Origin of the sequence: Maridesulfovibrio sp. (genome assembly GCF_965230075.1) — a bacterium.
Taxonomy (GTDB): Bacteria; Desulfobacterota; Desulfovibrionia; order Desulfovibrionales; family Desulfovibrionaceae; genus Maridesulfovibrio.
Genome location: NZ_OZ245945.1, coordinates 1,468,629 through 1,495,511, shown reverse-complemented (window position 1 = coordinate 1,495,511; position 26,883 = coordinate 1,468,629). Strand labels below are relative to the sequence as shown.

Here is a 26,883-nt window from a genome sequence, read left to right as displayed (position 1 = left end):
GGGGTGCGGTGATGAGTGACAATAAAATAATGCTTGTTGATGATGAGGAAGGCCTGAGGCGTTTCCTCGGACTCACTCTTATGGATTTTGGTTATACGGTCGAGACAGCGGAAAACGGGGTCGAGGCACTTAAGCTGCTTGAAAATTTTCACCCTGACATAGTCGTCACCGATATCAAAATGCCGCGTATGGACGGAATTGATCTGCTAAAAGCAATCAAAGACGACCATCCCCATATTGAAGTAATCATGCTCACCGGGCATGGCGACCTTGATCTGGCCATTGAATCCCTCAAGAACGACGCTGCCGACTTCATCACCAAACCCGTTGATGATGATGTGCTTGAGCTTTCCCTTGAGCGGGTAATGGAAAAAATTCAGCTCAAACGTCAGGTCCGGGAATACACTGAAAATCTCGAAAAAATGGTCGAGGAAAAAACCAGCCGTATTATTGAGCTGGAGCGTCAGAACGCCGCCTGTCAGGTTGTGGAAGGGATGAGTGATGCCCTTTCAAATGCTGCCCATGAAGTAGAATCCGAAAGCAGCATGTTTAACGAACTGCCCTGTCTGGTTTCCATTCATAACCGCTATCTCGAAATTGTCGCCACCAACAAACTTCTCAAGGAACGTCTCGGAGACGTGGTCGGCAAAAACAGTTTTGACATCTATTCCGACCGCAATTCTGCCGGGAACGCCTGTCCGGTTCAGCTGACCTTCCAGACCGGGAAAGGCCAGCGCAGCAAGGAAACTTTTATCACAGAAGACGGTGAAGAAATTCCTGTAACCGTCTATACCGCCCCCATCCCGGCCAAGAATGGAGAAATCGAGCTGGTCCTCGACATTTCCGTAGATATGACCGAGCTGCAGCGCTTGCGGGATGAACTGCTTGAAACACAGTCCAAATTTCAGCGCCTTTTTGACGAAGCCCCCTGCTACATATCAGTACAAAATAGGGATTACACCATTGCGGAAGTCAACCGTCGTTTTAAGGAAGACTTTCTGGAACCCATAGGGGACACCTGCTACTCCTCATACAAACACCGCGACACTCCCTGCGATGAATGTCCGGTTCAACGGACTTTTAAAGACGGTGAATCCCATCAAATGGAGACTGTAGTTACCACCAAGAACGGCGAACAGAAGAACATGCTGGTCTGGTCGGCTCCCTTGCGCAATGCCTACGGTGAAATCAAGCAGGTAATGGAAATGTCCACTGACATTACTGAGATACGCCGTTTACAGGATCACCTGACCTCACTGGGATTCATGCTCGGTTCCATGTCCCACGGAGTTAAGGGCATGCTCACCGCGCTAGACGGAGGATTGTACCGTCTTGAATCAGGGCTGCGCAAGAACGACTCCACCCGTGTTGAAGACGCCACCAAAACATTGAAAGATGTCGTCGGCCGGGTCAAAAAGATGGTACTGGACATCCTCTACTACGCTAAGTCACGGGAAATCGAGACCGAAACAATATCCGCCGGCAATTTCCTGAATGACACCGCCGCCCTGATTGTGCCCAAAGCCGCAGCAGCCAATGTTTCCTTCTACATCGACATCCCTGAAGAACTCGGCACAATTGAAATTGATACAAGCTCCATGTCCGCAGCATTAGTAAACTTTCTCGAAAATGCAGTAGATGCCTGCGAGCCTCCACTGCCAGACAAAGAATACGCTATCAATATCTCTGCTAAAGAAATAGCAGAGCAGATTGAAATCAAGATCAGCGACAATGGTTCGGGTATGGATCAGGAAACCCGTGAAAAGATTTTCACCCTCTTCTTTTCTTCCAAAGGTAAACGGGGAACAGGAATAGGCCTTTTCATTTCCAACCAGACTATTGAACAACACGGCGGCAAGATAACCGTGGAATCGGAACCCAGACAAGGAACTACTTTCACAATTCTATTGCCGCGCAAAGCTGAAATTAAGAAAGAGCCACGTCCCTGCCCCTGTGCATAAGTTACATTTTACTCCGACTTTCAATCTTGACGGCATCCTGCTATAAGAGCTTAACAAGCTATAGGATATCCTAATAATTTTAAACAAATACAATTAATTTAATGAAACTTACCACCCGCTCAAGATACGGAGCACGCCTGCTGCTCGACATTGCCCTGCATTCTGAAAACGGCCCGGTTCCCAGTAAGGATTCAGCACGCAGAGAAAATATTTCCCTGAAATACCTGGAAAAGATACTTAAAATACTTAAAGAATCCGGATACATCAAAGGAAAACGCGGCCCTAATGGCGGTAATGTGCTGACCATGGCTCCTGAAGATATTTCACTTGGCAAACTTACCGAAGCCCTTGAAGGCGAAGACAAGATACTCGACTGTGATGGGGATATGACCACCTGTACCCGTGCAGCTGTTTGTTTACGTCGCTCCATCTGGGATGACGCAAATCAGGCCATGTACAAAATGCTGGACTCATACACGCTTGCCGACCTGATCAAAGACGCCCGCCTCTGTCCCATGGACAGGCCGGAATAACGTATAAATCACAAGACGCAGGATGTTGAGTGTTTAAAAAATACCGTCACACCCTGATCATGAAAATGCTCCTCTCCGGTGGGGTCACCCTGCTTTTAAGCGTGATCCTCTGGACGAGCTTTAATGTGGTTTTCTTTAAGAAGAATGTCACCGGCAATATCCAGTCTGATATTGCCATGCTCTCCGACACTGTTCTGCTGAGCTTACATCACGCAATGATGCTCGATTCCAAGGAGTTCATCCAGAACGACATCAACAACATCAGCAGGCAGGGCGAAATCAAATCCATCCGGGTCATCAATAAAAAAGGCCAGATCATCTATTCAAATGATCCGGATGAAATCCACAACGTCATTGATATCAAAAGCCCGCCCTGCTGGAACTGCCACCAGTTGGACAATCCGCCGGCCACCATGAGCCTTGAACAACGCACACGGATGAAAACCATCAATGGTGAAAAGATCATGGGCATAATGACGCCCATCCCCAACTCTGAGGGCTGTGCTCCCGGCCCCTGCCATGTCCATTCTGTAGATGAACAACTGCTCGGGCTGCTCGACCTTGAAATTTCCACTGAAAAAAAAGACTCCATCCTAGCTACTTTTGAAAAAGCCAATTTCGGCATAGCGCTGGTGGTCTTTATCGCCACCTTTGGCGCATTGTTTGTTTTTGCCTATAATTTCATTTTTAAACCGATCAGAGCACTGATTACTGCCACACGTAAGTTCGGTTCGGCTCAGGATTTCGTAGAAATCCAGCTCGCCCAGACCGATGAAATTGGTACCCTTGCCGATGCCTTCAACATGATGGGCAGGCAGGTTCAGGAAAAACACCGTGCCCTTCTGGAACAGAAAGAAGAATACCGGGATCTCTTCGACAACGTCCCCTGTCTGGTTTCAGTTGTTGATCTCAACTTCAAAGTCATCCGCCATAACAAAGCCTATGAAAAACATTTTGGCAAACCGCGAGGCAGGCAGTGCTACCAAATCAACAAAGACCGGGACCGCAAATGTGAAGAATGCCCGGTAGAAAGAACTTTTTTTGACCTGACCCCGCACATGAGCGAGGAATCCGGCCTTTCCAAAGATGGTAAACCCATCCACTGGATAGTATACACCTCCCCTATCAAGGACCGTGAAGGCAAGATCGTCGCTGCCATGGAAATGATGCTTGATATTACCCGGCGCAAGGAACTTGAAGAAAGCCTTGCTGCCTCCGAGCAACGCTACCATGCCATCTTCGACTCCATTCCTCAGGCAGTTTTCGTGCTGGATGCTGAAAAACTGACTATCCTTAACTGCAATGACCCGGTTGAGGAGATATACGGCTATTCACGCGATATGATTCTGGGAAGCTCCTTCCTTAAGCTTTTCCGGGAAGAAGAGCACAATGATTACGAGCACCTGCTCAAAGTAAAAAAAGAAATCGGCCCCTGCTCTCATCTGACAAGATCAGGCAATACAATTTACGCCATGCTCAGAATTTCACCGGCTGAGTTCGATGGCAATCGCACCCTAATCGTCACCTGCAGTGACGTTACCCGGAAGCTTGAAGCAGAGCAGCAACTGATTCAGGCCAGCAAGATGAGCACACTTGGAGAAATGGCATCCGGCGTGGCCCATGAACTTAACCAACCGCTGGCAATCCTTAAAACCATCAGCAACCTGCTCATGCGCAAGGTTACAAGAAACCAGCAGGTTGAACCGAAAGTTCTCAAAGAAATGGCAGAAGGTGTGGACACCCACGTCAACAGGGCCAGCAAGATCATTGAGCACATGCGTGAGTTCGGGCGCAAATCCGACATGAAAACCATGCCTGTGCAGGTCAACGAAGTTTTAAGACGTGGCTTCGATTTCTTCAGCAGACAGCTAACCCTGCGCAACATCAGCGTGGAATGGAATCTCAATAGCCATCTCCCCATAATCAAGGCTGATTCCAACCGTCTGGAACAGGTGGTCATAAACCTACTGATCAATGCCCGTGACGCAATTGAGGAACGCTGGAAAGACAGCGTGCCCCTTGCTGACGACAAGAAAATTTACATCACGACAGACTTTACGGATGAGCATGTAATCATTGAAATATGCGATACAGGACCGGGAATCCCGGACCCCATTCAGGCCCGTCTCTTCGAGCCTTTCTTCACCACCAAGGACGTAGGCAAAGGAACCGGACTAGGTCTTTCCATATCCTACGGAATAATCAAGGATTACAACGGAACCATCTCCGCCTCCACAAAAGAAGACCTCGGAGCATGCTTCACCATCACTTTCCCGCGCGGAGATGTTGGTGAATAAATTCAGGACTACTCCAAGTCGCTACGCCATGGATTAAATTCACCGGCCAGCCAGCTTGTTTCAAACGCATCGTATGCCCTCCGGGCCGCCAGCCAATCGTCCATGGTCCATGTGGGTAGTTGCGAGGTGACTTCCTGATATTCCTGTTCGGTAAATTCCAAACCCGCCTCTTTTGCAATCCCCACACGCGCCTCTTTGCTTCCTGCATTGTTGATTAATGCGCTGAACGCACCGTCCGACTTGACCTTTTCGATAAATGCTCTAGCGTTTTCAACAGACATACCTGCTCTCCAACGGTGTTAAAGATTACACGATCATGCCTGATATTAACTTGGCCAACGACTTAGAGCAAGGCATGACAAATTATACATGTGTTGCACGTTCTCATTTTAGACATTCATTGAGTTGAAACATTCCGCATAAAGATATAATTACTTTTTTATGCAAATTAGAATTAAATTTTGGAGGGATAGACAGTGGCAACATGTGCATTTCTTGTGTCTGCGATAGAGCTCAGTTATTTTGAAGGGTTAATCAAGAGCTTTCCTCCTGACTTTATAGATATACTCGTTGGCGAACATAAACTTGAATGGCAGCAAAACTTGTTGCAAAGTGGCCAAGTCTCAGAAGATTTTTATCATACCATAGCCTCACTCCGTGAATCAGGTTTTAATGTAACTATTGCAACTAACGAGAGCTTAAAGAACTATTCTGGAATCCTCGCTAGTGCCGGCTTACTCGTCTACAAGGAAAGCCCTTGGATAGATATTGAGCTGCTAAAGACCAAAAGGGTATTGTGGTTGTATCATGCCAGTGACCAAAGTGCATATCTAGAGCCCCCTGCACGCTATGTTATCGGGCAATTTCAACGCAGCCTTGAAGCACCTGAAAATGGAAAAGTATTAAAAACTGACGATCCGGCCCTCTTCAATTCTATGACCGCTCTCCCGGAATCCCAACGTGGAGAGTATACATACACTGGGCCTTACCACCTTGGTGAATGGGAGCAAAAAAGGCTTGAGCCTAAATGTGAACTCAAAAAAGAATTATGTGAGTATCTAGGAATCGACATACCAGATAAGCCCATAATCGCTTTTTTTAAAGACGAGTTTTGTTATGAGCCGGAACTGGCAATCGGACTTAAAGCTCTTTCAAACCACGTGACCGTAATCTATAAAGGTTATGAAGGTCTGGAATACGACAAACTATATCCCAGCATTAAGGATTGTGTGATACGTTGGCCGTCAAGGCGCATGGCTCAAAACTTACTACGTTTTTCGGTAGACATGATTTTGTCTGGCTATCAGTCTGGGACCATGACTTCGTCGGCTATGCTGGGCATTCCTATGATTGCATGCCACACTACACATGTTCAACCCAAGAAGAGAAGGGATAAACTTATTTGCAAATTTACACCTGAGCATATTACCGGCAACAGTGTGACCCAACGAATACACTCTCATCTGGATGTCTCTTATAATATAAACAACACAGAAGGAATCTTAAGTTTTATTGAGCAGAACAAAGGATTTTCACACACCAGCGATGAAGAAAACATAGCTAAAATGCGCCCTGTCTTTGGTGATTATTGCATATCAGGAGCAGCACAAAAAACTGCAATTTTGACTATTAGAGCTTTATCAAGTGGAAGTTTTGGTAAAGACACTTTCGCAATCAAAGACTTGTCGGCTTAGCAAACGTTCTGGCTTTCTACGTCTGTTTGTAAAGACTGAGAGGACATGTCACAAATAACGCGCAAATAACATTTGTTATTTTTTACAAATAGTTAAATAAAAAACACAAGGTTCGTACAGCAAGAAAATTATCTTAACTTGTATACCTCTTGTTGAGATTGGAACTTTTCTTGCTACCAAGAAGCAGGAGGACAAAAATATGAACCTTGAATTCGGAACCAAAGCTGAAACACTGGAGATTCTTAAAAGAACCGGTTTCAATGTACCGGATTTATACTATTTCAGCATCGAAGAATGGCTTGATGATCCTGAGCTGGTTCTGGCTGCTGTTTTGAAACGGTTCAGCGAACATGATAAGATTATCGTTCGCAGTAGTTCTCAGGCCGAAGACGGCAGCGCTATTTCCCATGCAGGGGCCTTTGAGTCTATTCTCAATGTAAATATAAAAAGACCTAAAGAACTGCGGCAGGCAATCAGTACCGTAGCTTCTTCATTCAAGGGCGATAAAAATGACCAAATCCTGATTCAGCCCATGATCGGCATGATAGAAGTCAGCGGAGTCATCATGAGCCGTTGCCTTGAAGATGGTTCTCCATATTACGTGATCAACTACGATGACGAGTCTGGAAAGACAGATTCTATTACCGGTGGAACCGGCGTCAGTAAAACCGTTTTCATATACAAGGGCGTTAGTCGTCATGACTTTGACTCTTCCCGCCTGCGCAAGATGGTCGACCTTGTATATGACCTTGAAAAAGCATTTCCAGATACCCCGCTTGATATTGAATTCGGATTGGACAGCAATGGTATTATGCACCTTTTCCAGGTTCGAAGAATCTGCACAACACAAAACTGGAAAAGAAACGTTGAAAATATTGTTTCCCAAAAAATTTCTTTTGTTGAAAGTTTTGTGAACAATTATATGAAACGCAGAAGTGGCATTCAGGGCGAAAGGACTATTCTTGGCGTTATGCCGGACTGGAACCCTGCTGAAATAATTGGAGTAACACCCAAGCCGCTCGCCGCTTCACTTTATCGTGAAATAGTGACCCGTAAGGTATGGAGTCAGGCAAGGGAAGTTATGGGATACCGCCGCATGCCGCCCGAAGAATTGATGGTACTCATTGCCGGCAGGCCATATATAGATGTACGCAACAGCTTCAATTCTTTTCTACCTGCCGGACTGCCCGCAGAACTGGAAGAAAAGCTTATCAACGCATGGATTGAGCGTCTTGATGAAAATCCACACTTCCACGATAAGGTTGAATTTGAGATTGCATTCACTGTTCATACTCCTGACTTTGAAAAATTATTCCACAAAAGGTATCCTGACCTGCTTACTACAGAAGAATTTAAAATTTTCCGTGAAGCATTGCTGGATCTGACAAATAAGAATCTGGCTATGAAATCATCACTGGATAAGGCTCTTGATGACATTGAAGAACTTCGCCAGAGACAAGAAAAATACCAGTTTTTCTCAGAAGACATGGAGAGTTTTGATGTCCTATCGATGATTAAAGAGCTTGTAGCTGACTGCTGTGAATATGGCACACTACCGTTCTCCATAATCGCAAGGCACGGTTTCATTGCCGAATCTTTTTTCCGTTCACTTGTGGCAGAAAGTGCAATCAGTGCCGAACGAATCTCTGATTTCAAAAAGTCAGTGGAAACCGTTTCCGGCCAGATGAGCAGTGATTATCGTCAAGTCTGCCTTGGGCAGAAAAATGAACAGTTCTTCCTTGAAAGATATGGCCATCTGCGTCCCGGAACCTACGACATTCTTTCACCCCGATACGCTGACCGCGAAAATCTTTTTGCTGGAGCTTCTGTGCCAAATGAAAGTGAGCATGCAGATAGATTTGAACTCACTGAGTCAGAAGAAAAAGCTATAAATAGAGTACTAAAAGAATCTGACCTTATGAATTTGGAAGCCCATGATTTTTTTGACTATGCGGGCAAGGCCATAGCTGGCAGGGAGTACGCTAAATTCGTATTCACCAAAAACCTCTCAGACGCCCTTGAAGGCCTGGCCTTATGGGGAAAACTGAATGACCTTACGAGAGAACAGATATCTCTGCTTAATTTCGGAGATATTATGGAAACCCTTTATTCACAGTTAGGCAATAAAGTTCAAAAACACTTCCATTATCTGGCTAAAAAAGGACAAATGCAATGCGAATTAGCAAGTTCTTTTAAACTGAGTTACCTGATTCGTTCAGCACGTGACGTATACATCGTACCACAGCACCGCTGCACCCCGAACTTTGTTACCGCAAAAAGTGTTGAAGCCCCTATTGTAAAAATTGATACCCATTGTTCTGAGAATATCAACCTTGAAGGTTTCATTGTGTGCATTGAAAGTGCTGACCCGGGCTATGATTGGGTTTTTACCAGAAATATTGCAGGTCTGATCACCAAGTACGGTGGAACAAACTCGCACATGGCGATACGTTGTGCCGAATACGGACTTCCTGCAGCCATCGGTTGTGGCGAAATGCTTTATGAAAAAATCTCTGGTTCATTGCGATGCACACTTGATGCCTGCCAGAAAACAATCACTCCGGAAAATTCCGGATCAGGATTAAACTAAGCATGTATTCAAAGTTAAGAATCGGAGTCACAATGAGGCGTTCTGACGCCTGTGACTATAACGAACCCCGAGACGGACTAGCCCTTACGTGGCAGTCTTTTATTGCAGCAGCCCTGCCCGGATCTGTGTGGTGCGCTTTACCCAATATTGGTAAGGACATAGTTAACACAGTCAAAGCCTTCGGGCTTAACTGCGTAATTCTCTCTGGTGGAGAAAGCTACAGTGCTTATCCTGAACGGGATGAGACAGAATCGACCTTAATCGACCTCTGTATCAAAGAAAAAATCCCACTCATCGGTATTTGCAGAGGCTTTCAAATGTTGCACACGTTTTTGGGAGGCAGAACAGCGGAAGTCTCACCTGATAAGCATGTTGCTAAAAGGCATTCGGTATATTTTAAGAAAAATCCTTTTGTTCCAGCTGGAGAAGCTTCGGTGAACTCTTTCCATTCTAATGGTATCAACCTTGATACTCTGATTGAACCTTTTGTGCCTTTGGCACTTGACGCAGAAGGATTTGTTGAAGCCGCATATTCTTTAAATTATAAACAGATCGGGCTTATGTGGCATCCGGAAAGAGAGGAGTCTTTTTCGGAAACTGATTTCGCTATTTTCAGATCATTATTCAAAACAATTTAAAGTACGGTCAAACTATGAAGGCAATCATTTTAGCGGCTGGTCGCGGATCACGGATGAAAGAGAGAACTGATGATCAACCGAAATGTATGATCAAACTCATGGACAAGCCTCTGCTGCATTGGCAACTTGGTGCCCTGCGTAAGGGAGGAGTCGATGATATTCTTGTTGTTCGTGGTTATCTGGCAGAGAAACTGCAAGGTGATTTCAGCACTATTGATAATCCATACTGGGATAAAAGCAACATGGTTGAAACCCTCAGGCAGGCAGCACCATGGCTGACTGATGAGCCCTGCATTGTTTCCTATTCGGATATTGTTTACCATCCGGATCATGTCAAAGCCATTTCGGAAAGCGAGTACGACATTGCCATGACTTACGACACAATGTGGCGTAAACTATGGGAACTAAGGTTTGCCGATCCTTTAAGTGATGCCGAAACATTTTTCCAAGAAAATGGAACACTTAAAGAAATTGGGCAAACTGCCTTAGATTATTCACAAATTCAGGGACAATTTATGGGTCTTATGCGCTTTACCCCCAAAGGCTGGAAAACAATTTCAGATCTCCTCGATACTTTGGGACGGGATAAAGTTGCCAAGCTGGATATGACCGCGCTTTTCAATCTCCTCATTAAGGAGAAGATAAATATTGGTGTTATAGCTGTTGAAGGCAAATGGTGTGAAGCTGATTCCGCCAGCGATATAAATGCTTACGAAAAACAGATTTTGAAACATTCGGCCAGCCATAGTACTTGGAGTCATGACTGGAGATAACCAAATATATATGGGAGTAAAGATGAAACATGGAGATTTTTCCGGGTTGGCAGAGAACTACAGCAAATACAGACCCGGTTATTCTGGTATGGTTGTTGACCTTGTATGCAAAGCTGTTTCCAACAGTTTTCCTGAGACTGAAGCCATAAGAGCTGTAGATGCCGGGGCCGGAACAGGAATCTTCAGTAGAATGCTTGCCAACAAAGGCATTAGAGTTACAGCTGTTGAACCTAATGAAGACATGCGAACTCATGGAATTGAAGACTGCAAGGACACAAACATTTCATATGTTAATGGCTCTGCGGAAGAAACAGGCCTTGAAGCCAATTGCTGTGAACTCGTTACAATGGCTTCTTCTTTTCATTGGCCTGATTTTGATCGGGCTACCACAGAGTTTTCAAGACTTCTTAAATCAGGTGGTTATTTTCTTGCCTTGTGGAACACTCGGGCAGTAGAACGAGATCCCTTCACCAAAGACGTAGAAGAATACCTACATAAGCTATTGCCTAACCTTAAACGAAAATCCTCTGGCCGATCCGAATTTTGCGATAATTTGCACTCCCGCCTTTCTGAATGCGGTTGTTTCGATGATGTGGTTTATCTGGAAGGTTTCCACGTCGAGCAGCAAAGTCAGGAAAGATATATCGGACTCTGGAATTCTGTTAACGATATAAGAGTTCAGGCCGGTGAAGACCGATTCAATGAATTTATGACTTACATCGGGAAAGAATCCAGCAAAATTGATCATATTAATGCCCACTATCAGACAAGGGCTTGGCTTGCCAGATGCAGGTAATCTAGTATGGGTAATTCTGGAAAAGTGATCTGGCTTACCGGCCTTTCCGCGTCTGGTAAGTCAACCATAGCAAAAAAAATGCAGGAACTCCTCCGGGAGAAGGGAAAAACGCCCCTTCTCCTGGATGGAGATCAGTTCCGTGAGGCTGTTGCTGACCATAATTGTGGGCACGACCCTGAAAGCAGAATACTGAATGCTTATAGAATAAGCAGATTTGCCAATATGGCCGCAAGGCAGGGGCTGGTCGTCATAGTTGCCACGATGTCCTTGTATCACGAAATCCATGAATGGAATCGAAAGAATTTTCCTGATTATTTTGAAGTATGGATCAGGGCGGATTTAGATACACTGAAAAAACGGGATCCCAAAGGACTATATAAACATATAGCCACCGGCGATGCTGAAAATTTACCCGGAATGGATTTAACGCCTGAATTTCCCAAAAACCCAGAAATGACCATTTTCAACAACGAAGACTTAAATGACGTCAGCGAAGTGGCTCTTGATATTTTAGATAGAGCGACAATTTCAAATTTTAAATAGCTCACCCCCAAAAGCTGCTCCTTACTCCGATTAAGGGGCAGCTTTACCCTCATCAAAGATACAACCACACGAGCCTTAAATTCTATCTGGCCTGTTCTCCCACATTGATTTAATTCATATAAGAATTGTTTTAAGCAACAAACTGAACTATATTCAGATTAAAGTGTACAATGTCCGTGGCCTAGACTGTATACATGAGTGCACTTTTACCCCTATTATTTCTGCACACTAAGACGAAACATTTCTTCAAGCACCAGGGGGGGCAGATATGGTTAATCATTCAAATAAAATTGATAGATATTTGTTTGTCATTGGATGCTCTCTGATTATTTTCATCTGCTTTATGTTCATTTTAAATCTATATTTGTCGTGGAAAAATTATTCCATTGGCATCTCTCTGGCAGAGACATGCAGTGAAGGGGCAATTCAATCGACACTTATTTTATCCAGAGCAATGGATTTTGCATTTACTAAACTAACAGTAATATTTCTTGGTTTCATACTTGTTTTCATTGGAACACTTTATGTCCTCAGATTAAGTCAAGAAATGTACTCCCTCGGCTTGGAAAATGAAGACACTAAGGTCAGATTAGAAACAGCATCGCCGGGACTTGTATTAGCAACACTAGGAGTTGTACTTATAATCTTTACATTTCAAGAAAAAAGTTATGTAGAAATGTCTGGCCCTGTCACGCCTAAACAAACGCCTTCTTTTAATATTGAGAGTGCTATTGAAAAGATAAAATTTAAACCAGGAAGCCCAGAACTAAAAGAATCAAGCTTGATACATTTGAAACAGCTTTGTAACTTTTTTACTCAACAAGGCATAAATGATATTACAATTGACTTACTCCAAAATGACTGCTCAAAATCTCAACCGGAAGCATATTGTGCATCTTTACGCGAGAGACGATTAACAACTATTCAAAAATACCTATCTTCACATTGCTCTTCAGGTCCAAACATAGAAGTAATCGGCTGGGGTGAATACAACCCAAAATTCGGCATAGACACTAACAATATTGATCATAAGCTTATCATTAACTATTAATTAATTTAACTATAACTTTTCCCAAAATGCAGATCCTTCGTGAGTTATTATCACCTCACACTACGGACTAAGCATTATACAACATTAACTTTGCGCTACCAAGTTTCCTGATTAAGAAGCGATGATTTGCTGATGTATATGGAGCAGATCTAGTTGTTTTTTAATACTATTTCAGATACTGCGCTATTTCGGATACGACAAAAGAATCTCAAAAATTGATAAAGGACAAATCTCCATGGTTTATTATCTTGGGATGCTGGGAATTGTAGCATTTTCCGTAACTGGTGTAATTGCAGCAGGAAAGCGGAATATGGATATTTTCAGTATCGTTTTGCTTGGGGTTGTAACAGCACTCGGCGGCGGGACATTAAGGGACATGATTCTCGATGCTCGTCCGGTATTTTGGATAGCAGACCTGACCTACCTGTGGGTGGCTATAATCGCTGCGATTATCACATTTTTTTGTGTTCGCCATGTTTCCCGTATCCTGAAATTGTTCATCTATATTGACACATTCGGCATGGCCCTTTTCACTATAACGGCCATGCAAAAAGCCCTTAGCCTAGGCAACAATTATACGGTTTCAGTACTGATGGGGCTTATCACCGGCATTTCAGGAGGCATGCTTCGAGACGTTCTTACCGGAAGGATGCCCCTACTCCTTGGGAGAGAATTTTATGCAACCCCTGCCCTTTTAGGAGCAATCCTGTATGCACTACTCGACCGTTATTTCCCGGCTTTCAGCAGCTCATGGCTGTGCGGTGTCGCCACGATAATTATTTTCCGTCTTCTCGCGATTCATTATAATTTATATTATCCGCGATGGTTGACTTATAGTGGTGATGAGGAAGCTGAAAACTAGTAGGATTACTGCAAGTCATCTAGTTGACCAAAGGTATGAATGTTTTCACGCTAAGAACCAAAAAGCAATTGAGAGCAAAGACTATTTAGGATAATTATTCTACCAACGATTTCAAAATCTTAAATAAACAGCATCCTAGACCGGACTAATTAATGAAATTTCCCCTCAAGCTAAAATTGGCTGCATGGCTTATTTCTAATCAATTTAAAAAGAAAAAAAATGAATTTGTTCCCAATGCAGATCACAATAAAGCAATTAATGACTTTGCAAGCGCAACCAACAATCCTGCTATAACAACAACTCATCAACAAAAAGATGGGAAAGTTCATTTTTCCTTCGCTGGGCACAAAAATCACAAAGACAAGTCAAATCCTGACCGTAAAACTGTATTCAGATGGTATTCGATAACAAAGACTTTCACAGCCATTGGTATAATGCAGCTACGTGAAAAAAATCTGCTTTCACTTAACGATAGCATATCTAAATATTTAGATTTTCCGAATGGTGACAAGATAGAAATCAAGCACCTTCTAAACCACACATCAGGACTTCCGCAAGAAGGCCCAGAACTATTCTCATGGAGTCATAGTTCAAAAAAGAATTATATAGGCACGCAGTCCTTTCTTAAACAACAGCTCCACTCTTTTAAAAAAATTAAGCACCAGCCCGGTACTCATTATGGTTATTCGAACTTCGGATACCACTTGCTTGGAGCGATCATAGAAAAAGTATCTGGTCAGAAATATGATGAATATATCGTCGCCAGTATAATCGAGCCCTTAGGACTGAAAAACACTTTTTTCTATCGGCCAAAAGAGCAAATAAACTTCGCTGAAGGTCAGGTTGAAAGTTCCAGCCTATACAAACTACTTACTGAACATTTCTACCCAAGCGCACTTGAGCAGGCCATTCCTCCGACGTCTATTAGTTACTTTTCACCTTTTGAGTTTTATCCTAACACTCTCGCAGCTTCCGGACTTTTTGGAACAATTGAAGATTTATACATCTTCGGAAAGGCACTGTTGGACGGTTTTTTAGGCCAAGAGAACGGCCTCCTCAAAACAGATTCCTTTTCCCAAATGATTGCCGGAACCACCGCCATGACAGGTTCATCCCAAAAGTGGGAACTCCGCTCAGGAATGGGACTAAAAATAGGCAAGAGCAATGGTAAAACTTTTATTATGACTGATGGCTCTGCACCGGGATTCAGTTCAGCTTTGAGAATATACACAAAAGATAAAGACATTGCGGCTGTTGTAACCAACAGATCCCCAATGCCTATTTATCAAATTCTTGATGCAATTGGATAATTAAACAGAGACATCCATTTCTCTTAACGAAATGGATGTCTTAACTGAAACTCTATTTATACTTAAATGCTAACTCTTAATCATCTTAAGAACCGAAAATATTAAATTTATTTCTGCTGCATATGACCTTTCATAGTGTCTTCTTCTTGGGCTGCTCTTTTTCTCCTTTGTCTGACATACTCTAATGAACGCCAATCTTCTCTATACTTCCCGCAAAAAAAATACTCAAAAACTGGCACACCGGCTCCTGCAGCAAAACTTATACAAGAACTAAGGGGATCACCATCTACTGACTGAACCGCTCCCCCCCCCCAATACCCCAGGAATGAGTGCGCCGATAGCATTCCTTTTCAAATGAGATTCATTAAATACTCCCCAGTAAGAATCTCCATTAGAACTAATCTTGGTAAAAAAACCATGTGGTTCAACATACTTACCCAGATTTTCATAAAATGAATTCATACTTTTAATCGAAATATCATCATCAAAATAATTCTTATATTTCTCTGCATCTTTTATAAACTTAGTTCTTTTCTCTGCATAACGACTAACAAAATCTTTGCTATCCATTGTCTCAAATATACCTTGCCAATTATCGCTCCACTCCTTCCTAACGACATCGTTTCTATCCGTTTCCTCAAAAAGCCGACGACTGAATTTACGTGCAAAAATATCAAAATCATCACCTTTTTTATTATTATCACCCCAACTCAGAGCAACAGAATTCTTAACAACGGGATCGATTTTAAACAAATACTCATCTTCGATTTTAGTATTTATACAACCATGAAAAAAAGAACTGTAATCACAATTAATTTGCTCTGCCAGTGAAGAATGAAGTATATTGCGCCCGATGTTTTCTATAAAAATCTTTGCTTGGCTGGTATAACCTCCTTTCTGAGAATGCCACCAAAGCATAAGGAGTTCCCCGATAGGGATATTATGCTTATCCTTTGCAGTTCTAAAAAACAGTTCCAGTTCCTCATAAATTTCTTTTTCATAACTATCATTAGTAGCGCTCGGAACGCACTTGGCACGGACTTGTCTTAACTTGTTCTCAATTCCAGCATAATACTGAGATTTGTCATAATAAAAATACATTCTAGGGCTTTTCTTTGGATTCTCCGGAAAACTATTGAAATAACGAACGATATCTAAAATATACCCAGCTATTTTACCATTACCTATAATATCTTTAAGCTCATCACGCACGCCCACAGAATCAAACTGATATCGCTTCTCTGTGTCAAAAAAATTAATAAGTTCAGATCTAGTACTCGCGTTTTCTTTATTGTCTTCAAGAGAAAGTTTAGGCGAAAAGCATAACCTATTATTTCCTTTGAGACGTTTCAAAAAGCATGAAACATAATGATCCATTCCTCCAACACCAGAATCTGAAAGATAACCAATAATAAAAGGAGGGGAGACTTGATTTTCAGATGACTCATTTTCGGGGTTTTGCCTATATTTCAAATATCCCCGGGTAACCTCAGAAACAATTTTCAAACAAGTAGCTGACGAAGACATCCACTGTTCGGGTATGACTATCTGTTTCCCACTTAACAAAGCCATAACAATTTGAAGGCGTATTGTATTTTCAAGATGAAGAAGTTTTTCATTCACCCCACCTTTTACGCCATACTCTTCAGGAAAGTACAACTCATCATCAAACAGATCTATATACTGAAATGCCATATCTTACTCCTATCTTGATTTACCGATTAATAACCCCATTTTCTTTCTAACTTCAAGTGTAAACATAATTACTTCTTAATCAGCAAATAGCGAGGGTTAAATTGCTCTCAAAAAACCTACGCACCAAAATTAATCTAAGTCATTACCGTAAATTTCGAGCATGGATTCGCTCCATTATTGAAACGCTTCTTCTACCCAAAAAACTTAGCTATCCGATGTCTAACCCACAATCTAAAGATTTTGCCGGACACTCAAGCCACACAAAATCCCTTACGGAGCATTTTTTATTCTTCAAAGAGTAGAAAATTTAAATTTTCATAAATATCAAGACGGATGTTTATGACTATGTCGGGCTACCGCCGTTTCTAACATATGAAAACTGGCCGCTGCATACTTGCAGTTTTCGCTTTGTATTGATAGAGACTTTCATAATCAAAATCACTTTAACCAAAATATGAGTTTTTCCATGCTTAAATCGATAACTCTTGGGGCACTGTTGATGCTCACGCTGACAGCGAATGAGTCAGGCGCAGCATCACAACCAGCCTATGAAAAGGCCATCTCTGCGCTGAAAACGGAAGCCGCTGCTTCTGAAGAATATCAGAAATGGGATGACGAAAAAAAGGACCTAGCCGCTGAAATCACAAACATGAAAATGCTTGATGACTGGATGACCTTCCAGAACTCAAAGTATCAGCGCTACGTCCAAAGGCAACAGAAAACCATAGCAGAATTGAAGCGACGTAAAATCGAAGCTCAAAAAATCAGCATGGAACTCGAGCCTTTTCTCGAAACAATTGTCGATAGGCTGGAGGAACAAATCAAAGCCGACCTGCCCTTTCTGAATAAGGAACGGACCCAGCGCATCGCATTCCTGCGAGACTCCCTTGATGATTATCATCTTGAGCTGAGCGAAAAACTCCGCCGGGTATTTGAGGCCCTGCAGATAGAAACAGAGTACGGACGCAATGTTGAAAACACTTCCGAACAGATTGAGCTGGGCGGTATCCCGACCACTGTCTCAATTTTCCGGCTGGGACGGACCGCCCTCTATTATCAGACTGAAGACGGTAAATCTTCCGGCTACTGGGACCGCAACAAAAAAATATGGGTCCCGGTTAGCAGTGAATTTTCCAGAGACATTCAAAAAGCCAAAGATATGGCCTCGCGCAAACGGGCGGTTGAGCTTATCTCTCTGCCTGTTGCCCAGCCTGCCGATAATATCTGATCAGGAAAAAACATGAAAAAAATTATAATTACATTGCTGGCTATATTGACTCTTGCCGCTTCAACACAGGCTGCCGACTTGGAATCGGTATCCCAGAAAGTTAATGAAAACTACAAAACCGCTCGAGCAGAAGCTGCACAGACCCGCCGCAGTATCGCTGCCCAAAAGAAAGAACTACTTAGCGAATCTTCAGCATTAAAAAAATCCATTGCCGGAAAGAAACAAAATTTCAAGGCATTAAAGAATCAGTACGAAGCACTTCTGGCAGAAGAAAAAAAACTGAAAGAAGAGCTGGCGGAACAGGCTCATGAGCTGAAAACAATTGACGGCGCAATACGTACCTCTGCCAAACAGGCTGGCGATTTTTTCAGTGAAAGCCTGACCACCCCCGACCACCCGGACCGCCAGCCTGTGCTTGAATCCATACTCAAGCCGAACATTTTTCCCGGCATGGAAAGCATCAGAAATCTCCTCCATCTCTATCTGGATGAAATGCGTGCAGGAGGAGAAATAAGCCATAAGGACACCAACTTCATCACTGAAGACGGCCGCAAGACCAATGGCGAAACCATCCGCGTCGGTACTTTTGCAACCGTTTTCAGAACTCCTGACGGGGAGCTGGGTTTTCTGCGACCAGACTCGAACGGCAACGGGTTAAAGGCTGTTGCGGGGAAACCGGGCTGGCAGCTATCCGGCACAATCAATGACTTCTTTGACGGGAAAAGCAATCTTTTCCCCGTGGACATATCTAACGGCGCGGCTTTGCAGCGTCTGGCTCAGACGCAAAAAAGTTTTACCGAATGGCTTTCTGCCGGAGGTATTCTGGTTTGGCCGATCCTGCTTGTAGGTTTAATTGCTGCCCTTCTCATTATTGAACGCTTCATTGCCCTGAGCCGAATCCGAGCCAATTCAAGCAAGAACATGAGCCACATCATTGAAATGATTTCTCAGGGACAATGGCCCCAGTGCCGAGAATTCTGCTTACAGAAATCCAGCTTCCCCACCTGCCGCGTTATCAATCATACCCTGCAATACGCCGGAACCAGCAAAGAAGTCCTCGAAAATGCTTTTCAGGAAGGTCTTCTTAAAGAAATGCCCTTACTTGAGAGATTCCTACCAACCTTGAACGTGCTGGCCGCAGTGGCACCTTTATTGGGGCTGCTCGGCACAGTAACCGGCATGATCAACACTTTCCAGATTATTACCATATACGGAACAGGAGACCCGCGCATGATGTCCGGAGGAATTTCCGAAGCACTGGTCACAACCCAGCTGGGTCTGGCAGTAGCAGTACCCATCATGCTCTTACATCATATCCTCGACCGCAGGGTGGATAAAATTGTGGGTGATATGGAAGAAAAAGGAGCCAGCATTGCTGTTGCCCTGATGAAAAAGGAACCAGCCACAGAAAAGGGCACGGTGTACGGAGATGTTGCATAGCATTCTTGAGCAATGGCTGTTCCATATCCAAAACGGCGGGGAAATCATTATTCCCATTTTCCTGCTCTCTATTGTGATGTGGACTTTGATCTTCATCAAAATCCGTTTCTTCATGCTCGTCAAAAAAAGTGAAAAGACAGCAGAGTATGCCGGATGGCAAAAGGAAATCCACACCCAGTACCAGATGCAACGATGCAATAATGCGGAATTAAACCAAAAGGCCCTGAATTCAATTCAAGCCGCCCAACAATCAAATGCCATGCGCCATATCCGCACCATCATGGTCCTTGCGGCCCTTGCACCTCTGCTGGGTCTACTGGGAACAGTAACCGGCATGATTTCAACATTTGATGTGATCGCTATATCCGGCACCGGTAATGCCAGAGCACTTGCTTCCGGCATTTCCGAAGCCCTGATAACCACCCAGAGCGGGCTTATCGCCGCTGTGCCGGGAATGCTTTTTGGAGCAATCCTCTACAGCAGGGCTGACAAACTCAGTAAACGGATAGAGCTTTTCTGCATCGGACTACAACACGGCACAACCGGAAAAACAGCCTCCCGCCCCGGAGAATAAGGACATGATGAACATCCGCCGAAACAGAAAATTGCGCAGCAGTTCATGTGAAATAAACATGACCCCGCTGATTGATATGGTTTTCATTCTTTTGATCTTTTTCATCGTCACCACCAGCTTTGTGCGTGAAGCCGGAGTGGAGGTGGAGCGTCCCTCGGCCCAATCAGCCGAAACCAAGGCTAAAGCAAGCGTAATCCTCGGGCTGACCGCCCAAGGCCGGGTCTTTGTTGAAGGCCGCTCTCTGGATATCCGCTCCGTACGTGCTTATATGGAAAGATTCCTCGCAGAGACACCGGACGGTTCCGCCGTTGTTGTTGCCGACAAAGCCAGCAACACAGGAACACTGGTTCAAGTTCTGGATCAATGCCGTCTGGCAGGAGTTAAAAATGTCAGCGTTGCCGCGAGGAAACCGAAATGAGCACCCGCAGTGTCGGCGCATATTCTCTGTGCCTGCTTCTCGCTCTGTTCATGGCTGGAGGGATAAGCCTGGGTATGGTCTGCCTTACGGAAATAGACCGTCCCCAAAGCATGCCCGAAATCGAAGGGGCAATCCGCTTGGCTGCCCCGGAACCGAAGCAGGTTATTGAGGAAAAGATTGAAAAACCACAGGATGAACCGGAACCACCCAAAGATCTGGATCTGAAATTCACGGCCAAAGCCGCTCCTAAGCAAGTTGCTCCGGTTATGCAGATGCGGATGCCCTCTTTTGATGCAGATATCCACCCATCACTCAGTGGAGGGATTTCCCTACCTGCGGGCTCTCTGGGTGACATGGGCTTCAATATTAATGAGGTTGATGATGTTCCGCAGGTCCTGCGCAGTGTTCCCCCCGAGTACCCATACGCTGCAAGGCGTTCCCGGACAGAAGGAAAGGTGGTGCTTAGGCTGCTGGTCAGAAAAGACGGCAAGCCTGACAATATCACAGTCCACTCTTCCTCGCCTGTTGGGATTTTCGATACGGCAGCCCTGAGTGCAGCCAGACGTTGGCGTTTCAAACCCGGACGCTATGCCGGGAATGATGTGGACACCTGGGTCCTGCTTCCCTTCAACTTCGAGCTTACCAAATGAAGCATACAATTTTCATAACCGGAGTGCGGGTTCTACTTTGCACGGCCATCATCCTTTATGGGACTATCGCTTTTGCAAAAGATTTCCCGCCACAGGCCAGACATGCCCTAATCCAAGCGCAAAATTGCATCAAAAATGAAAAATTGGCTGAGGCAGATAAAATCCTCAGCCAATATCTGCAAAGCACAAAAGAAACAGTACCTGCGGAAGTTTTCATCATGCAGGGTGGAGCAAGGAATGACACCGGAGATAAAGCGGGCGCCCTTGAAGCTTTCATGAGCGGCCTGAAACTATACCCGGAAAATAAACCGCTCTGCCACAACAGTGCAGTGCTCCTTTATGGACAGCAAAAATACGCACAAGCGGCCAGTTTGTTTGAAAGAACGTACGAACTGACTGATCCCAAAGAACCCCGCATGCTCTACCATGCCGGAGCGGCCTTTTACGAGGGCGAAAAATACGCCAAGTCCGCACGGGTGTTGTCCAGATTGCTGGCATCAACACAAGGCCCTAAAAAAGAATGGATAAAGCTCGCTGTGCATTCATATCTGCAGGCAGGACAACAGAACAAGGCCCTGAGCTACCTTGATACATTACTCAAGAAATTCCCGCAGGAAGCTGAATACTGGAAGCTGCTGGCAAAAGTCGAAATGGACCGCAACAGATATGTTCAAGCTGCGGCGGCGCTGGAGATGGGCTACAGCTTCATCTCTCCCACGGATCAAGAGAGTCGACAGCTGCTCCAGATCTATAAATACATTAACGCCCCGCTCAAAGCCGCAAATGCAATGAGCCGCCTATATGGCAGACAACTAACCCCAAAACAGGCTCAGGAACTTGCCCTACTTTATGACAGGGCAGGAAAACCTCAGGAAGCCCTCAAAATTATCAACAGGTCACTGAACAACGAACCAGAAGGGACTTCTTTTCAACAGCTTATGATAACTAAAGGCAAACTGCTTTACTCGCTGCGCAAATATGGCGCGGCAAAAGCGATCTTTTCACTCTGCCTGAAAAAAACACCTACACCGGAAGCAAGGCTATACAGGGCTCTTTGTTTTTGGGAGCTCAAACAGTGGGAGTTTTCCCGAAAAGATTTTCAGCAACTCACAGGACTCAAAAAATACAAAAGCAGAGCTCAAAGTGCCTTAGCCGCACTGGATGACCTTGAAGAAGCCAGAGCGGAAGCAAGTAAAGGATAAAGCAATGAAAAAAATATGCCTGATTCTGACTATGATTATTCTGCTGGGAACAACGGCTGTTCAAGCCCACACCCTGTACTTCACTCTCATGGACAACGAAGACGGAACAGTTGATCTGGCCGGTATGTACTCCACCGGAGAAGCACCCGTAGCAACTCCGGTCAGACTGATCAACACACTGGATAACAGCGTTATCTGGCAAGGCAAAACAGATGAAAACGGTGAATGCACCTTTAATAAACCGACCGTTCCCTACGAAGTTGAGCTGGATGCCGGACCGGGCCACACCGCCAGAGAAGACGGGATTTAAACCAACAAGAGGATATTATGAAAACACAAACAGCTATACAGAAAGCATCATTATTTGCCGCAACCATGCTTATCGCGGTATTCATGACTGCTCCCAAGGCACAAGCCCACTCTTTTTGGGTCAACCTTTTTGAATCCAAAACCCACGCTCCCGGGCATGTCATTTCCGCATTAGGCTGGGGACATACTCCGCCCCTTGATGACCTGATCAGCTCAACGGAGGGCTCCGTAAATCTTGAAACTTATGAACTGGTCACTCCGGATGGGAAACGCATATCATTGGGACTACCACAGACCGAAACCAGAACAGACAAACACGCCTCCTATGCAAACATCATCAGCGGAGATGCCGGAATAAAAAAGATATCCCGTCTCCCTGACAGCAAAGCTGGTGTTTATCAGGTCTGTGCTACATGCAAACCGGGATTCTTCACCCGTTACAAAGACAACAAGGGTAAAATGCGCATGGCACCCAAACCTCTCGACGAATTGAAGGACGTAGAGCAGGTCTTTGAAAGTTTCCGGTTTAGCATGAATGCCAAATCCTTCTATGCAGTAGAAAAGTGGCAACGCCCCACAGCTATGGGCTATGATCTGGAAATAATCCCTGAAACGGACCTCAGCTCTATGCAAACCGGAGAGATCGTTGAATTCTCGGTTAGCTTTATGGGCAAACCGGTCACTACCAACAGCAACGGCATCAACTACATGACTCTCATGAGTGATACCTTCGGCACTCCGGACGGCTTCTTCCTTTCAGCGTATATCATGGATGGAAAAGCCCAATTCAGAATCCCCACCGCCGGACACTGGGTGGCAAACGTTTTACTGCCTCAGGAAGTTACTACAAAAGGAACTATGAAAAAGTACGCAACCAAGTGCCGCAAAAATTTCTCAGCAGCCTCAGTAAGCTTCACCGTCAAACCATAAACAGACCATTCCACAAATAAAGGAGTCGGAACAACACTTCCGGCTCCTTTTCTAGTAAATCATTCAGCAGGGAATACTCAACCTGCCTACCCAGATGATAACGACTTGCAACTTCACCTTCATACTGTTAGTGAATACCCGCAAGGAGTGAATATGGTCACTGTTGATGTGAATACATGGAAAAAACTTTCCAAAATGCAGGAAACACTTTTCCCCGAAACCGAAAAGCAGATTGTCTGGGATGAATACCTTATTCGCCACGGCATAAAACTGTTGGTGCAAAATTCCCCGCCAGTAGCTAAACACCTAAGCTTTAATTTCAAAATTGAAAAATCTCCGGTTGAATTCTTGTACTGCCTCTCCGGAACCACAACAAATATCCTGCGTGACAGTTCCGGCAAAGACATAAAATTGAGCACAAAACCGGGCTGCTGTACATTATCCTATCTGCCAAATTCAACCGGAATATCGCATATTGAACCGGAAGAACCGCTTCAAGCTGTCGGCTTGCAAATTTCATTGGAAATATTTCAGCAACTGGCCCAGCAGACAGATTGCGAAATTCAGAAGCTGACTAACGGCGATGCTGGAAAAACCTTCTTCATGACTTCTGCCCTGCCATTCCCCTTGCAATTGACCGTGAAACAAATAATCGACTGCCAGCTGGAAGGAACGCGCAAAAAAGTATTTCTCGAATACAAGGCCATGGAGTTGCTTTACACCCAGTTAGGCACATTGGACTCGGCTCTTAATGCCAGCAAGGGAATATCTTCCTTCGAACATGAAGCCGTACAAAAAGCCCACGCAATCCTGATTGATGATCTTGTATCTCCTCCGTCATTACAAGAATTAGCCCAGACGGTAGGACTTACCCATACAAGATTGAACAAGGTTTTCCGCTCTGTATACGGCAACACGGTCTTTAATGTTCTGCGTGAAATACGCCTTGAATGCGCGCGAAGGATGATTGAAGACGGTAAATTCAATATTGCTGAAATAGCTTATGAGTGCGGATTCTCCAACCCCAGCCATTTTTCAAGGGTTTTCAGTTCAACATACGGTACACAACCCAAAAAATATCAGTCTGAAATATTGGCAAAACAATTGTTCAGCAGTTCATAAAAATTTTCCATACCTGCCAATCTCCCAGAAAAAGCAGTCCTGTATTTACAGGGCTGCTTTTCTTTTCAGCTGCAGTGCATTCTTTTTTAGCAAATATTCATTCAGCAGATGCAAGAATGAAATTGAAATTCATTTTAAATACAATTCTGCTTTTACATATGAATACAACATTATGGAGTGTAAAATGGCTAAATGGAGTAAATTTACAGGAGCTTTGCTTGCTCTGTTGATTGGCTTTCCTGCAGGGGCATATGCGGACGGCAACTCAACAGACTACCAGCTGCAACCGATAACCATAACCGCTCAGAAACGAGGGGAAAACATTCAGGAAGCCCCCACAAGCGTCAACGCTTTCTCTGAGATAGAACTGGATGAACACCATATTGAAAGGTTTCACGACCTGATCGATTATGTACCCAACCTTTCCATCCGCAAAAACGGCCCGGAAAACAAAATCGTAATCCGCGGTATTTCCTCTTTTGCAGGTGGAATGACCTCTTCCACCGGATTTTATGTTGATGGAATGAACTACCCCCTGCATCAGATGCAGGACCTTGATTTTGTCGACCTTGAAAGGATTGAAGTCTTGAAAGGACCTCAGGGCACCCTTTACGGGCGCAACTCGGAAGCGGGTGTAATCAACGTTATCACCAAGCAGCCCACTAACGAGTTGGAAGCCAAGATTATCGCCGGTATCGGCCTATGGGACGGCGATGACCTTAATCCCATCTATAAGGGTGGATTCTCACTCAACCTGCCCGTTGCCAAAGACACTCTGGCTATGCGTTTGACCGGACAGATTGAATCCTCCGATGGCTGGATGGAAAACACCTATAAAGATGAACCAGCCAACAAGGTTGAGCATCTTACAGGAAGAGCCATTACCCGCTGGACTCCCACTGACGACACAGCCGTATCACTTACCTTAGAAGCCCGCGATAAAAGCGACGGCATGGCTGAATACCGCTTTACCAGCGGCGATTCCGCCACCAAACGCAACACCCTGCAATGGGATGGTGCAAACCGAAACAATGTAAACGCGGACATGGAACTGCTCAAAATTGAGCATGACATGGGTGACTTTGAAATCACCTCCCTTACCGGGCGTCAGGGTTACCTGCAAAAGTTCTCCAATGACATGGACATGACCCCGCAACCGTTCGGCAATTCCAACGGGGAATACGATGTGACCATCTACAGTCAGGAACTGCGTTTCACCTCTCCCAAAGAAGAAGGCCGGACTATTGACTGGCTTGCCGGACTCTACGGATACTCAGAAGATATTAATACCATATACGAAGCCGGAATGATCCATAACACCAAACAGGATAACTGGGGAGCTGCCGCTTTCGGTCAGGCCACATGGAATATAACATCCGAATGGCACCTGACAGGAGGACTCCGCCTCGACTCCACCAGCCTTTCAGGTAAACAGGATTACGACAACGGTATAACCGTTGCGCACTTCGACAAGGATCTAAATTATCTTGAACTTCTTCCGACCGCGACTTTGGCTTACAATATTACCGAAGACATAATGTCATACGCAAAAGTAGCGAAAGGCTATCTTGCAGGAGGTTTTGACTATTCCACTGCTGAATCACAGGAGCAATTCTCTTATAATCCTGAATACAGTTGGACATACGAACTCGGCATAAAATCCACCCTGCTGGATAAAACAATGACTGCTAACTTCGCGCTCTTTTTTATTGATGTTCAGGACAAGCAGGTCGCACAGATGGAACCGACTGCCGGAAACCCGGAAGCCCGCAAAATTGTGAATGCCGCAAAGGTTCAATCCTACGGCGCAGAACTCGAAATCAAATACCAACCCATCAAACCGCTGACCCTCTCCTCTTCGCTGGGCTACTTGTGCAGTGAAATGAAAGACTGGGAAACCACCGGAGCAGACCCATATAATTATGACGGCAAAACAACCCCCGGCTCACCGGAATGGAGTTACGCCGTGGGTGCGACCTACCGCTGGGAAAATGGTTTTCTTGCCGGTGCCGACGTTGTTGGCAGCAGCTCATACTACTCCGACACTAAGAACCTGCAGAAAAACGATGCCCGAACTCTGGTTAACACCCGTTTGGGCTACGAAAGCGAGGACTACGATGTAATTCTCTGGGCTAAAAACGTTTTTGACGAGAACTACACTGAAAACAAATGGGACTGGGGTGGCCCGACCCTGATCCAGCAGGGCGCGCCACGTTCCGTCGGCCTTGAACTGACAGCCCGTTTCTAATCATCCATCAGCAAAGGGC

24 protein-coding genes are annotated in these 26,883 nt (G+C 44.7%); 22 read left to right on the top strand and 2 right to left on the bottom strand.

From position 1 onward, the window contains the following. Window positions 1–11: 11 nt before the first annotated feature. From ACO05Z_RS06735 to ACO05Z_RS06725, 3 genes are all read left to right on the top strand, one after another. The gene (locus ACO05Z_RS06735; protein ID WP_421901391.1) at window positions 12–1,961 is read left to right on the top strand and encodes a response regulator; all 1,950 of its coding nucleotides are present in this window, start codon (window positions 12–14) and stop codon (window positions 1,959–1,961) included. 101 nt (window positions 1,962–2,062) lie between these two features. Further along, entirely contained in the window at window positions 2,063–2,494 is a 432-nt protein-coding gene (locus ACO05Z_RS06730) for an RrF2 family transcriptional regulator (RefSeq protein ID WP_421901390.1), read from the top strand. 29 nt (window positions 2,495–2,523) lie between these two features. After that, window positions 2,524–4,791, top strand: a complete 2,268-nt coding sequence (locus ACO05Z_RS06725; RefSeq protein WP_421901389.1) for a PAS domain S-box protein — start codon at window positions 2,524–2,526, stop codon at window positions 4,789–4,791. An 8-nt stretch (window positions 4,792–4,799) separates the two neighbouring features. On the opposite strand, the gene ACO05Z_RS06720 is transcribed toward ACO05Z_RS06725, so the two are convergent. Continuing rightward, entirely contained in the window at window positions 4,800–5,072 is a 273-nt protein-coding gene (locus ACO05Z_RS06720; RefSeq protein WP_421901388.1) for a Nif11-like leader peptide family natural product precursor, read from the bottom strand. 195 nt (window positions 5,073–5,267) lie between these two features. Between ACO05Z_RS06720 and ACO05Z_RS06715 the strand changes: the two genes are divergently transcribed. From ACO05Z_RS06715 to ACO05Z_RS06675, 9 genes are all read left to right on the top strand, one after another. Beyond that, window positions 5,268–6,485, top strand: a complete 1,218-nt coding sequence (locus ACO05Z_RS06715; protein WP_421901387.1) for a hypothetical protein — start codon at window positions 5,268–5,270, stop codon at window positions 6,483–6,485. A 199-nt stretch (window positions 6,486–6,684) separates the two neighbouring features. Next, window positions 6,685–9,075, top strand: a complete 2,391-nt coding sequence (locus ACO05Z_RS06710; RefSeq protein WP_421901386.1) for a PEP-utilizing enzyme — start codon at window positions 6,685–6,687, stop codon at window positions 9,073–9,075. A gap of 32 nt (window positions 9,076–9,107) precedes the next feature. After that, entirely contained in the window at window positions 9,108–9,713 is a 606-nt protein-coding gene (locus tag ACO05Z_RS06705; RefSeq protein WP_421901385.1) for a gamma-glutamyl-gamma-aminobutyrate hydrolase family protein, read from the top strand. A 14-nt stretch (window positions 9,714–9,727) separates the two neighbouring features. Next, window positions 9,728–10,486, top strand: a complete 759-nt coding sequence (locus ACO05Z_RS06700; protein ID WP_421901384.1) for a phosphocholine cytidylyltransferase family protein — start codon at window positions 9,728–9,730, stop codon at window positions 10,484–10,486. A 22-nt stretch (window positions 10,487–10,508) separates the two neighbouring features. Further along, window positions 10,509–11,282: a class I SAM-dependent methyltransferase gene (locus tag ACO05Z_RS06695; protein WP_421901383.1), complete on the top strand. Its 774-nt coding sequence runs from the start codon at window positions 10,509–10,511 to the stop codon at window positions 11,280–11,282. A 6-nt stretch (window positions 11,283–11,288) separates the two neighbouring features. After that, the gene (locus ACO05Z_RS06690) at window positions 11,289–11,825 is read left to right on the top strand and encodes an adenylyl-sulfate kinase (RefSeq protein WP_421901382.1); all 537 of its coding nucleotides are present in this window, start codon (window positions 11,289–11,291) and stop codon (window positions 11,823–11,825) included. 268 nt (window positions 11,826–12,093) lie between these two features. Then, the gene (locus ACO05Z_RS06685; RefSeq protein ID WP_421901381.1) at window positions 12,094–12,876 is read left to right on the top strand and encodes a hypothetical protein; all 783 of its coding nucleotides are present in this window, start codon (window positions 12,094–12,096) and stop codon (window positions 12,874–12,876) included. Window positions 12,877–13,111: 235 nt separating this feature from the next. Then, a complete protein-coding gene (locus ACO05Z_RS06680) occupies window positions 13,112–13,738 on the top strand; it encodes a trimeric intracellular cation channel family protein (RefSeq protein ID WP_421901380.1) in 627 nt (208 codons plus the stop codon). A gap of 152 nt (window positions 13,739–13,890) precedes the next feature. After that, window positions 13,891–15,048 (top strand): serine hydrolase domain-containing protein, encoded by a 1,158-nt coding sequence (locus ACO05Z_RS06675; protein WP_421901379.1) that lies wholly within the window; start codon window positions 13,891–13,893, stop codon window positions 15,046–15,048. Between the two features lie 279 nt (window positions 15,049–15,327). Here the strand turns inward: ACO05Z_RS06675 and ACO05Z_RS06670 are convergent, their stop codons facing one another. Next, window positions 15,328–16,743, bottom strand: a complete 1,416-nt coding sequence (locus ACO05Z_RS06670) for a hypothetical protein (protein ID WP_421901378.1) — start codon at window positions 16,741–16,743, stop codon at window positions 15,328–15,330. A 466-nt stretch (window positions 16,744–17,209) separates the two neighbouring features. On the opposite strand from ACO05Z_RS06670, the gene ACO05Z_RS06665 reads away from it, so the two are divergent. The 10 genes from ACO05Z_RS06665 to ACO05Z_RS06620 all read left to right on the top strand — a co-directional run bounded on the left by ACO05Z_RS06665 (window position 17,210) and on the right by ACO05Z_RS06620 (window position 26,864). Next, entirely contained in the window at window positions 17,210–17,971 is a 762-nt protein-coding gene (locus ACO05Z_RS06665; RefSeq protein ID WP_421901377.1) for a DUF3450 domain-containing protein, read from the top strand. 12 nt (window positions 17,972–17,983) lie between these two features. Further along, window positions 17,984–19,411: a MotA/TolQ/ExbB proton channel family protein gene (locus ACO05Z_RS06660; RefSeq protein ID WP_421901376.1), complete on the top strand. Its 1,428-nt coding sequence runs from the start codon at window positions 17,984–17,986 to the stop codon at window positions 19,409–19,411. After that, the gene (locus ACO05Z_RS06655) at window positions 19,401–19,985 is read left to right on the top strand and encodes a MotA/TolQ/ExbB proton channel family protein (protein WP_421901375.1); all 585 of its coding nucleotides are present in this window, start codon (window positions 19,401–19,403) and stop codon (window positions 19,983–19,985) included. The genes ACO05Z_RS06660 and ACO05Z_RS06655 overlap by 11 nt, the downstream gene beginning before the upstream one ends. Before the next feature lie 4 nt (window positions 19,986–19,989). Further along, window positions 19,990–20,403 (top strand): ExbD/TolR family protein, encoded by a 414-nt coding sequence (locus tag ACO05Z_RS06650; protein ID WP_421901374.1) that lies wholly within the window; start codon window positions 19,990–19,992, stop codon window positions 20,401–20,403. Then, on the top strand, window positions 20,400–21,053 hold the full coding sequence (locus ACO05Z_RS06645; RefSeq protein WP_421901373.1) for a TonB family protein: 654 nt from the start codon (window positions 20,400–20,402) through the stop codon (window positions 21,051–21,053). Before ACO05Z_RS06650 ends, ACO05Z_RS06645 begins: the two co-directional genes overlap by 4 nt. Continuing rightward, window positions 21,050–22,255, top strand: a complete 1,206-nt coding sequence (locus tag ACO05Z_RS06640) for a tetratricopeptide repeat protein (RefSeq protein ID WP_421901372.1) — start codon at window positions 21,050–21,052, stop codon at window positions 22,253–22,255. The genes ACO05Z_RS06645 and ACO05Z_RS06640 overlap by 4 nt, the downstream gene beginning before the upstream one ends. A gap of 4 nt (window positions 22,256–22,259) precedes the next feature. Further along, window positions 22,260–22,565: a hypothetical protein gene (locus ACO05Z_RS06635; RefSeq protein WP_421901371.1), complete on the top strand. Its 306-nt coding sequence runs from the start codon at window positions 22,260–22,262 to the stop codon at window positions 22,563–22,565. Window positions 22,566–22,582: 17 nt separating this feature from the next. After that, on the top strand, window positions 22,583–23,494 hold the full coding sequence (locus ACO05Z_RS06630; RefSeq protein ID WP_421901370.1) for a DUF4198 domain-containing protein: 912 nt from the start codon (window positions 22,583–22,585) through the stop codon (window positions 23,492–23,494). A gap of 153 nt (window positions 23,495–23,647) precedes the next feature. Further along, window positions 23,648–24,616: a helix-turn-helix domain-containing protein gene (locus ACO05Z_RS06625; protein ID WP_421901369.1), complete on the top strand. Its 969-nt coding sequence runs from the start codon at window positions 23,648–23,650 to the stop codon at window positions 24,614–24,616. Window positions 24,617–24,800: 184 nt separating this feature from the next. Beyond that, window positions 24,801–26,864, top strand: a complete 2,064-nt coding sequence (locus tag ACO05Z_RS06620) for a TonB-dependent receptor (RefSeq protein WP_421901368.1) — start codon at window positions 24,801–24,803, stop codon at window positions 26,862–26,864. Window positions 26,865–26,883 lie beyond the last annotated feature (19 nt).

What these genes read in the sequence shown, in the direction of transcription:
- ACO05Z_RS06735 (WP_421901391.1), top strand. Translation starts at nt 12, where the DNA reads ATGAGTGACAATAAAATAATGCTTGTTGATGATGAGGAAGGCCTGAGG.
- ACO05Z_RS06730 (WP_421901390.1), top strand. Translation starts at nt 2,063, where the DNA reads ATGAAACTTACCACCCGCTCAAGATACGGAGCACGCCTGCTGCTCGAC.
- ACO05Z_RS06720 (WP_421901388.1), bottom strand. Translation starts at nt 5,072, where the DNA reads ATGTCTGTTGAAAACGCTAGAGCATTTATCGAAAAGGTCAAGTCGGAC.
- ACO05Z_RS06710 (WP_421901386.1), top strand. Translation starts at nt 6,685, where the DNA reads ATGAACCTTGAATTCGGAACCAAAGCTGAAACACTGGAGATTCTTAAA.
- ACO05Z_RS06705 (WP_421901385.1), top strand. Translation starts at nt 9,108, where the DNA reads ATGAGGCGTTCTGACGCCTGTGACTATAACGAACCCCGAGACGGACTA.
- ACO05Z_RS06700 (WP_421901384.1), top strand. Translation starts at nt 9,728, where the DNA reads ATGAAGGCAATCATTTTAGCGGCTGGTCGCGGATCACGGATGAAAGAG.
- ACO05Z_RS06695 (WP_421901383.1), top strand. Translation starts at nt 10,509, where the DNA reads ATGAAACATGGAGATTTTTCCGGGTTGGCAGAGAACTACAGCAAATAC.
- ACO05Z_RS06690 (WP_421901382.1), top strand. Translation starts at nt 11,289, where the DNA reads ATGGGTAATTCTGGAAAAGTGATCTGGCTTACCGGCCTTTCCGCGTCT.
- ACO05Z_RS06685 (WP_421901381.1), top strand. Translation starts at nt 12,094, where the DNA reads ATGGTTAATCATTCAAATAAAATTGATAGATATTTGTTTGTCATTGGA.
- ACO05Z_RS06680 (WP_421901380.1), top strand. Translation starts at nt 13,112, where the DNA reads ATGGTTTATTATCTTGGGATGCTGGGAATTGTAGCATTTTCCGTAACT.
- ACO05Z_RS06675 (WP_421901379.1), top strand. Translation starts at nt 13,891, where the DNA reads ATGAAATTTCCCCTCAAGCTAAAATTGGCTGCATGGCTTATTTCTAAT.
- ACO05Z_RS06670 (WP_421901378.1), bottom strand. Translation starts at nt 16,743, where the DNA reads ATGGCATTTCAGTATATAGATCTGTTTGATGATGAGTTGTACTTTCCT.
- ACO05Z_RS06665 (WP_421901377.1), top strand. Translation starts at nt 17,210, where the DNA reads ATGCTTAAATCGATAACTCTTGGGGCACTGTTGATGCTCACGCTGACA.
- ACO05Z_RS06660 (WP_421901376.1), top strand. Translation starts at nt 17,984, where the DNA reads ATGAAAAAAATTATAATTACATTGCTGGCTATATTGACTCTTGCCGCT.
- ACO05Z_RS06655 (WP_421901375.1), top strand. Translation starts at nt 19,401, where the DNA reads ATGTTGCATAGCATTCTTGAGCAATGGCTGTTCCATATCCAAAACGGC.
- ACO05Z_RS06650 (WP_421901374.1), top strand. Translation starts at nt 19,990, where the DNA reads ATGATGAACATCCGCCGAAACAGAAAATTGCGCAGCAGTTCATGTGAA.
- ACO05Z_RS06645 (WP_421901373.1), top strand. Translation starts at nt 20,400, where the DNA reads ATGAGCACCCGCAGTGTCGGCGCATATTCTCTGTGCCTGCTTCTCGCT.
- ACO05Z_RS06640 (WP_421901372.1), top strand. Translation starts at nt 21,050, where the DNA reads ATGAAGCATACAATTTTCATAACCGGAGTGCGGGTTCTACTTTGCACG.
- ACO05Z_RS06635 (WP_421901371.1), top strand. Translation starts at nt 22,260, where the DNA reads ATGAAAAAAATATGCCTGATTCTGACTATGATTATTCTGCTGGGAACA.
- ACO05Z_RS06630 (WP_421901370.1), top strand. Translation starts at nt 22,583, where the DNA reads ATGAAAACACAAACAGCTATACAGAAAGCATCATTATTTGCCGCAACC.
- ACO05Z_RS06625 (WP_421901369.1), top strand. Translation starts at nt 23,648, where the DNA reads ATGGTCACTGTTGATGTGAATACATGGAAAAAACTTTCCAAAATGCAG.
- ACO05Z_RS06620 (WP_421901368.1), top strand. Translation starts at nt 24,801, where the DNA reads ATGGCTAAATGGAGTAAATTTACAGGAGCTTTGCTTGCTCTGTTGATT.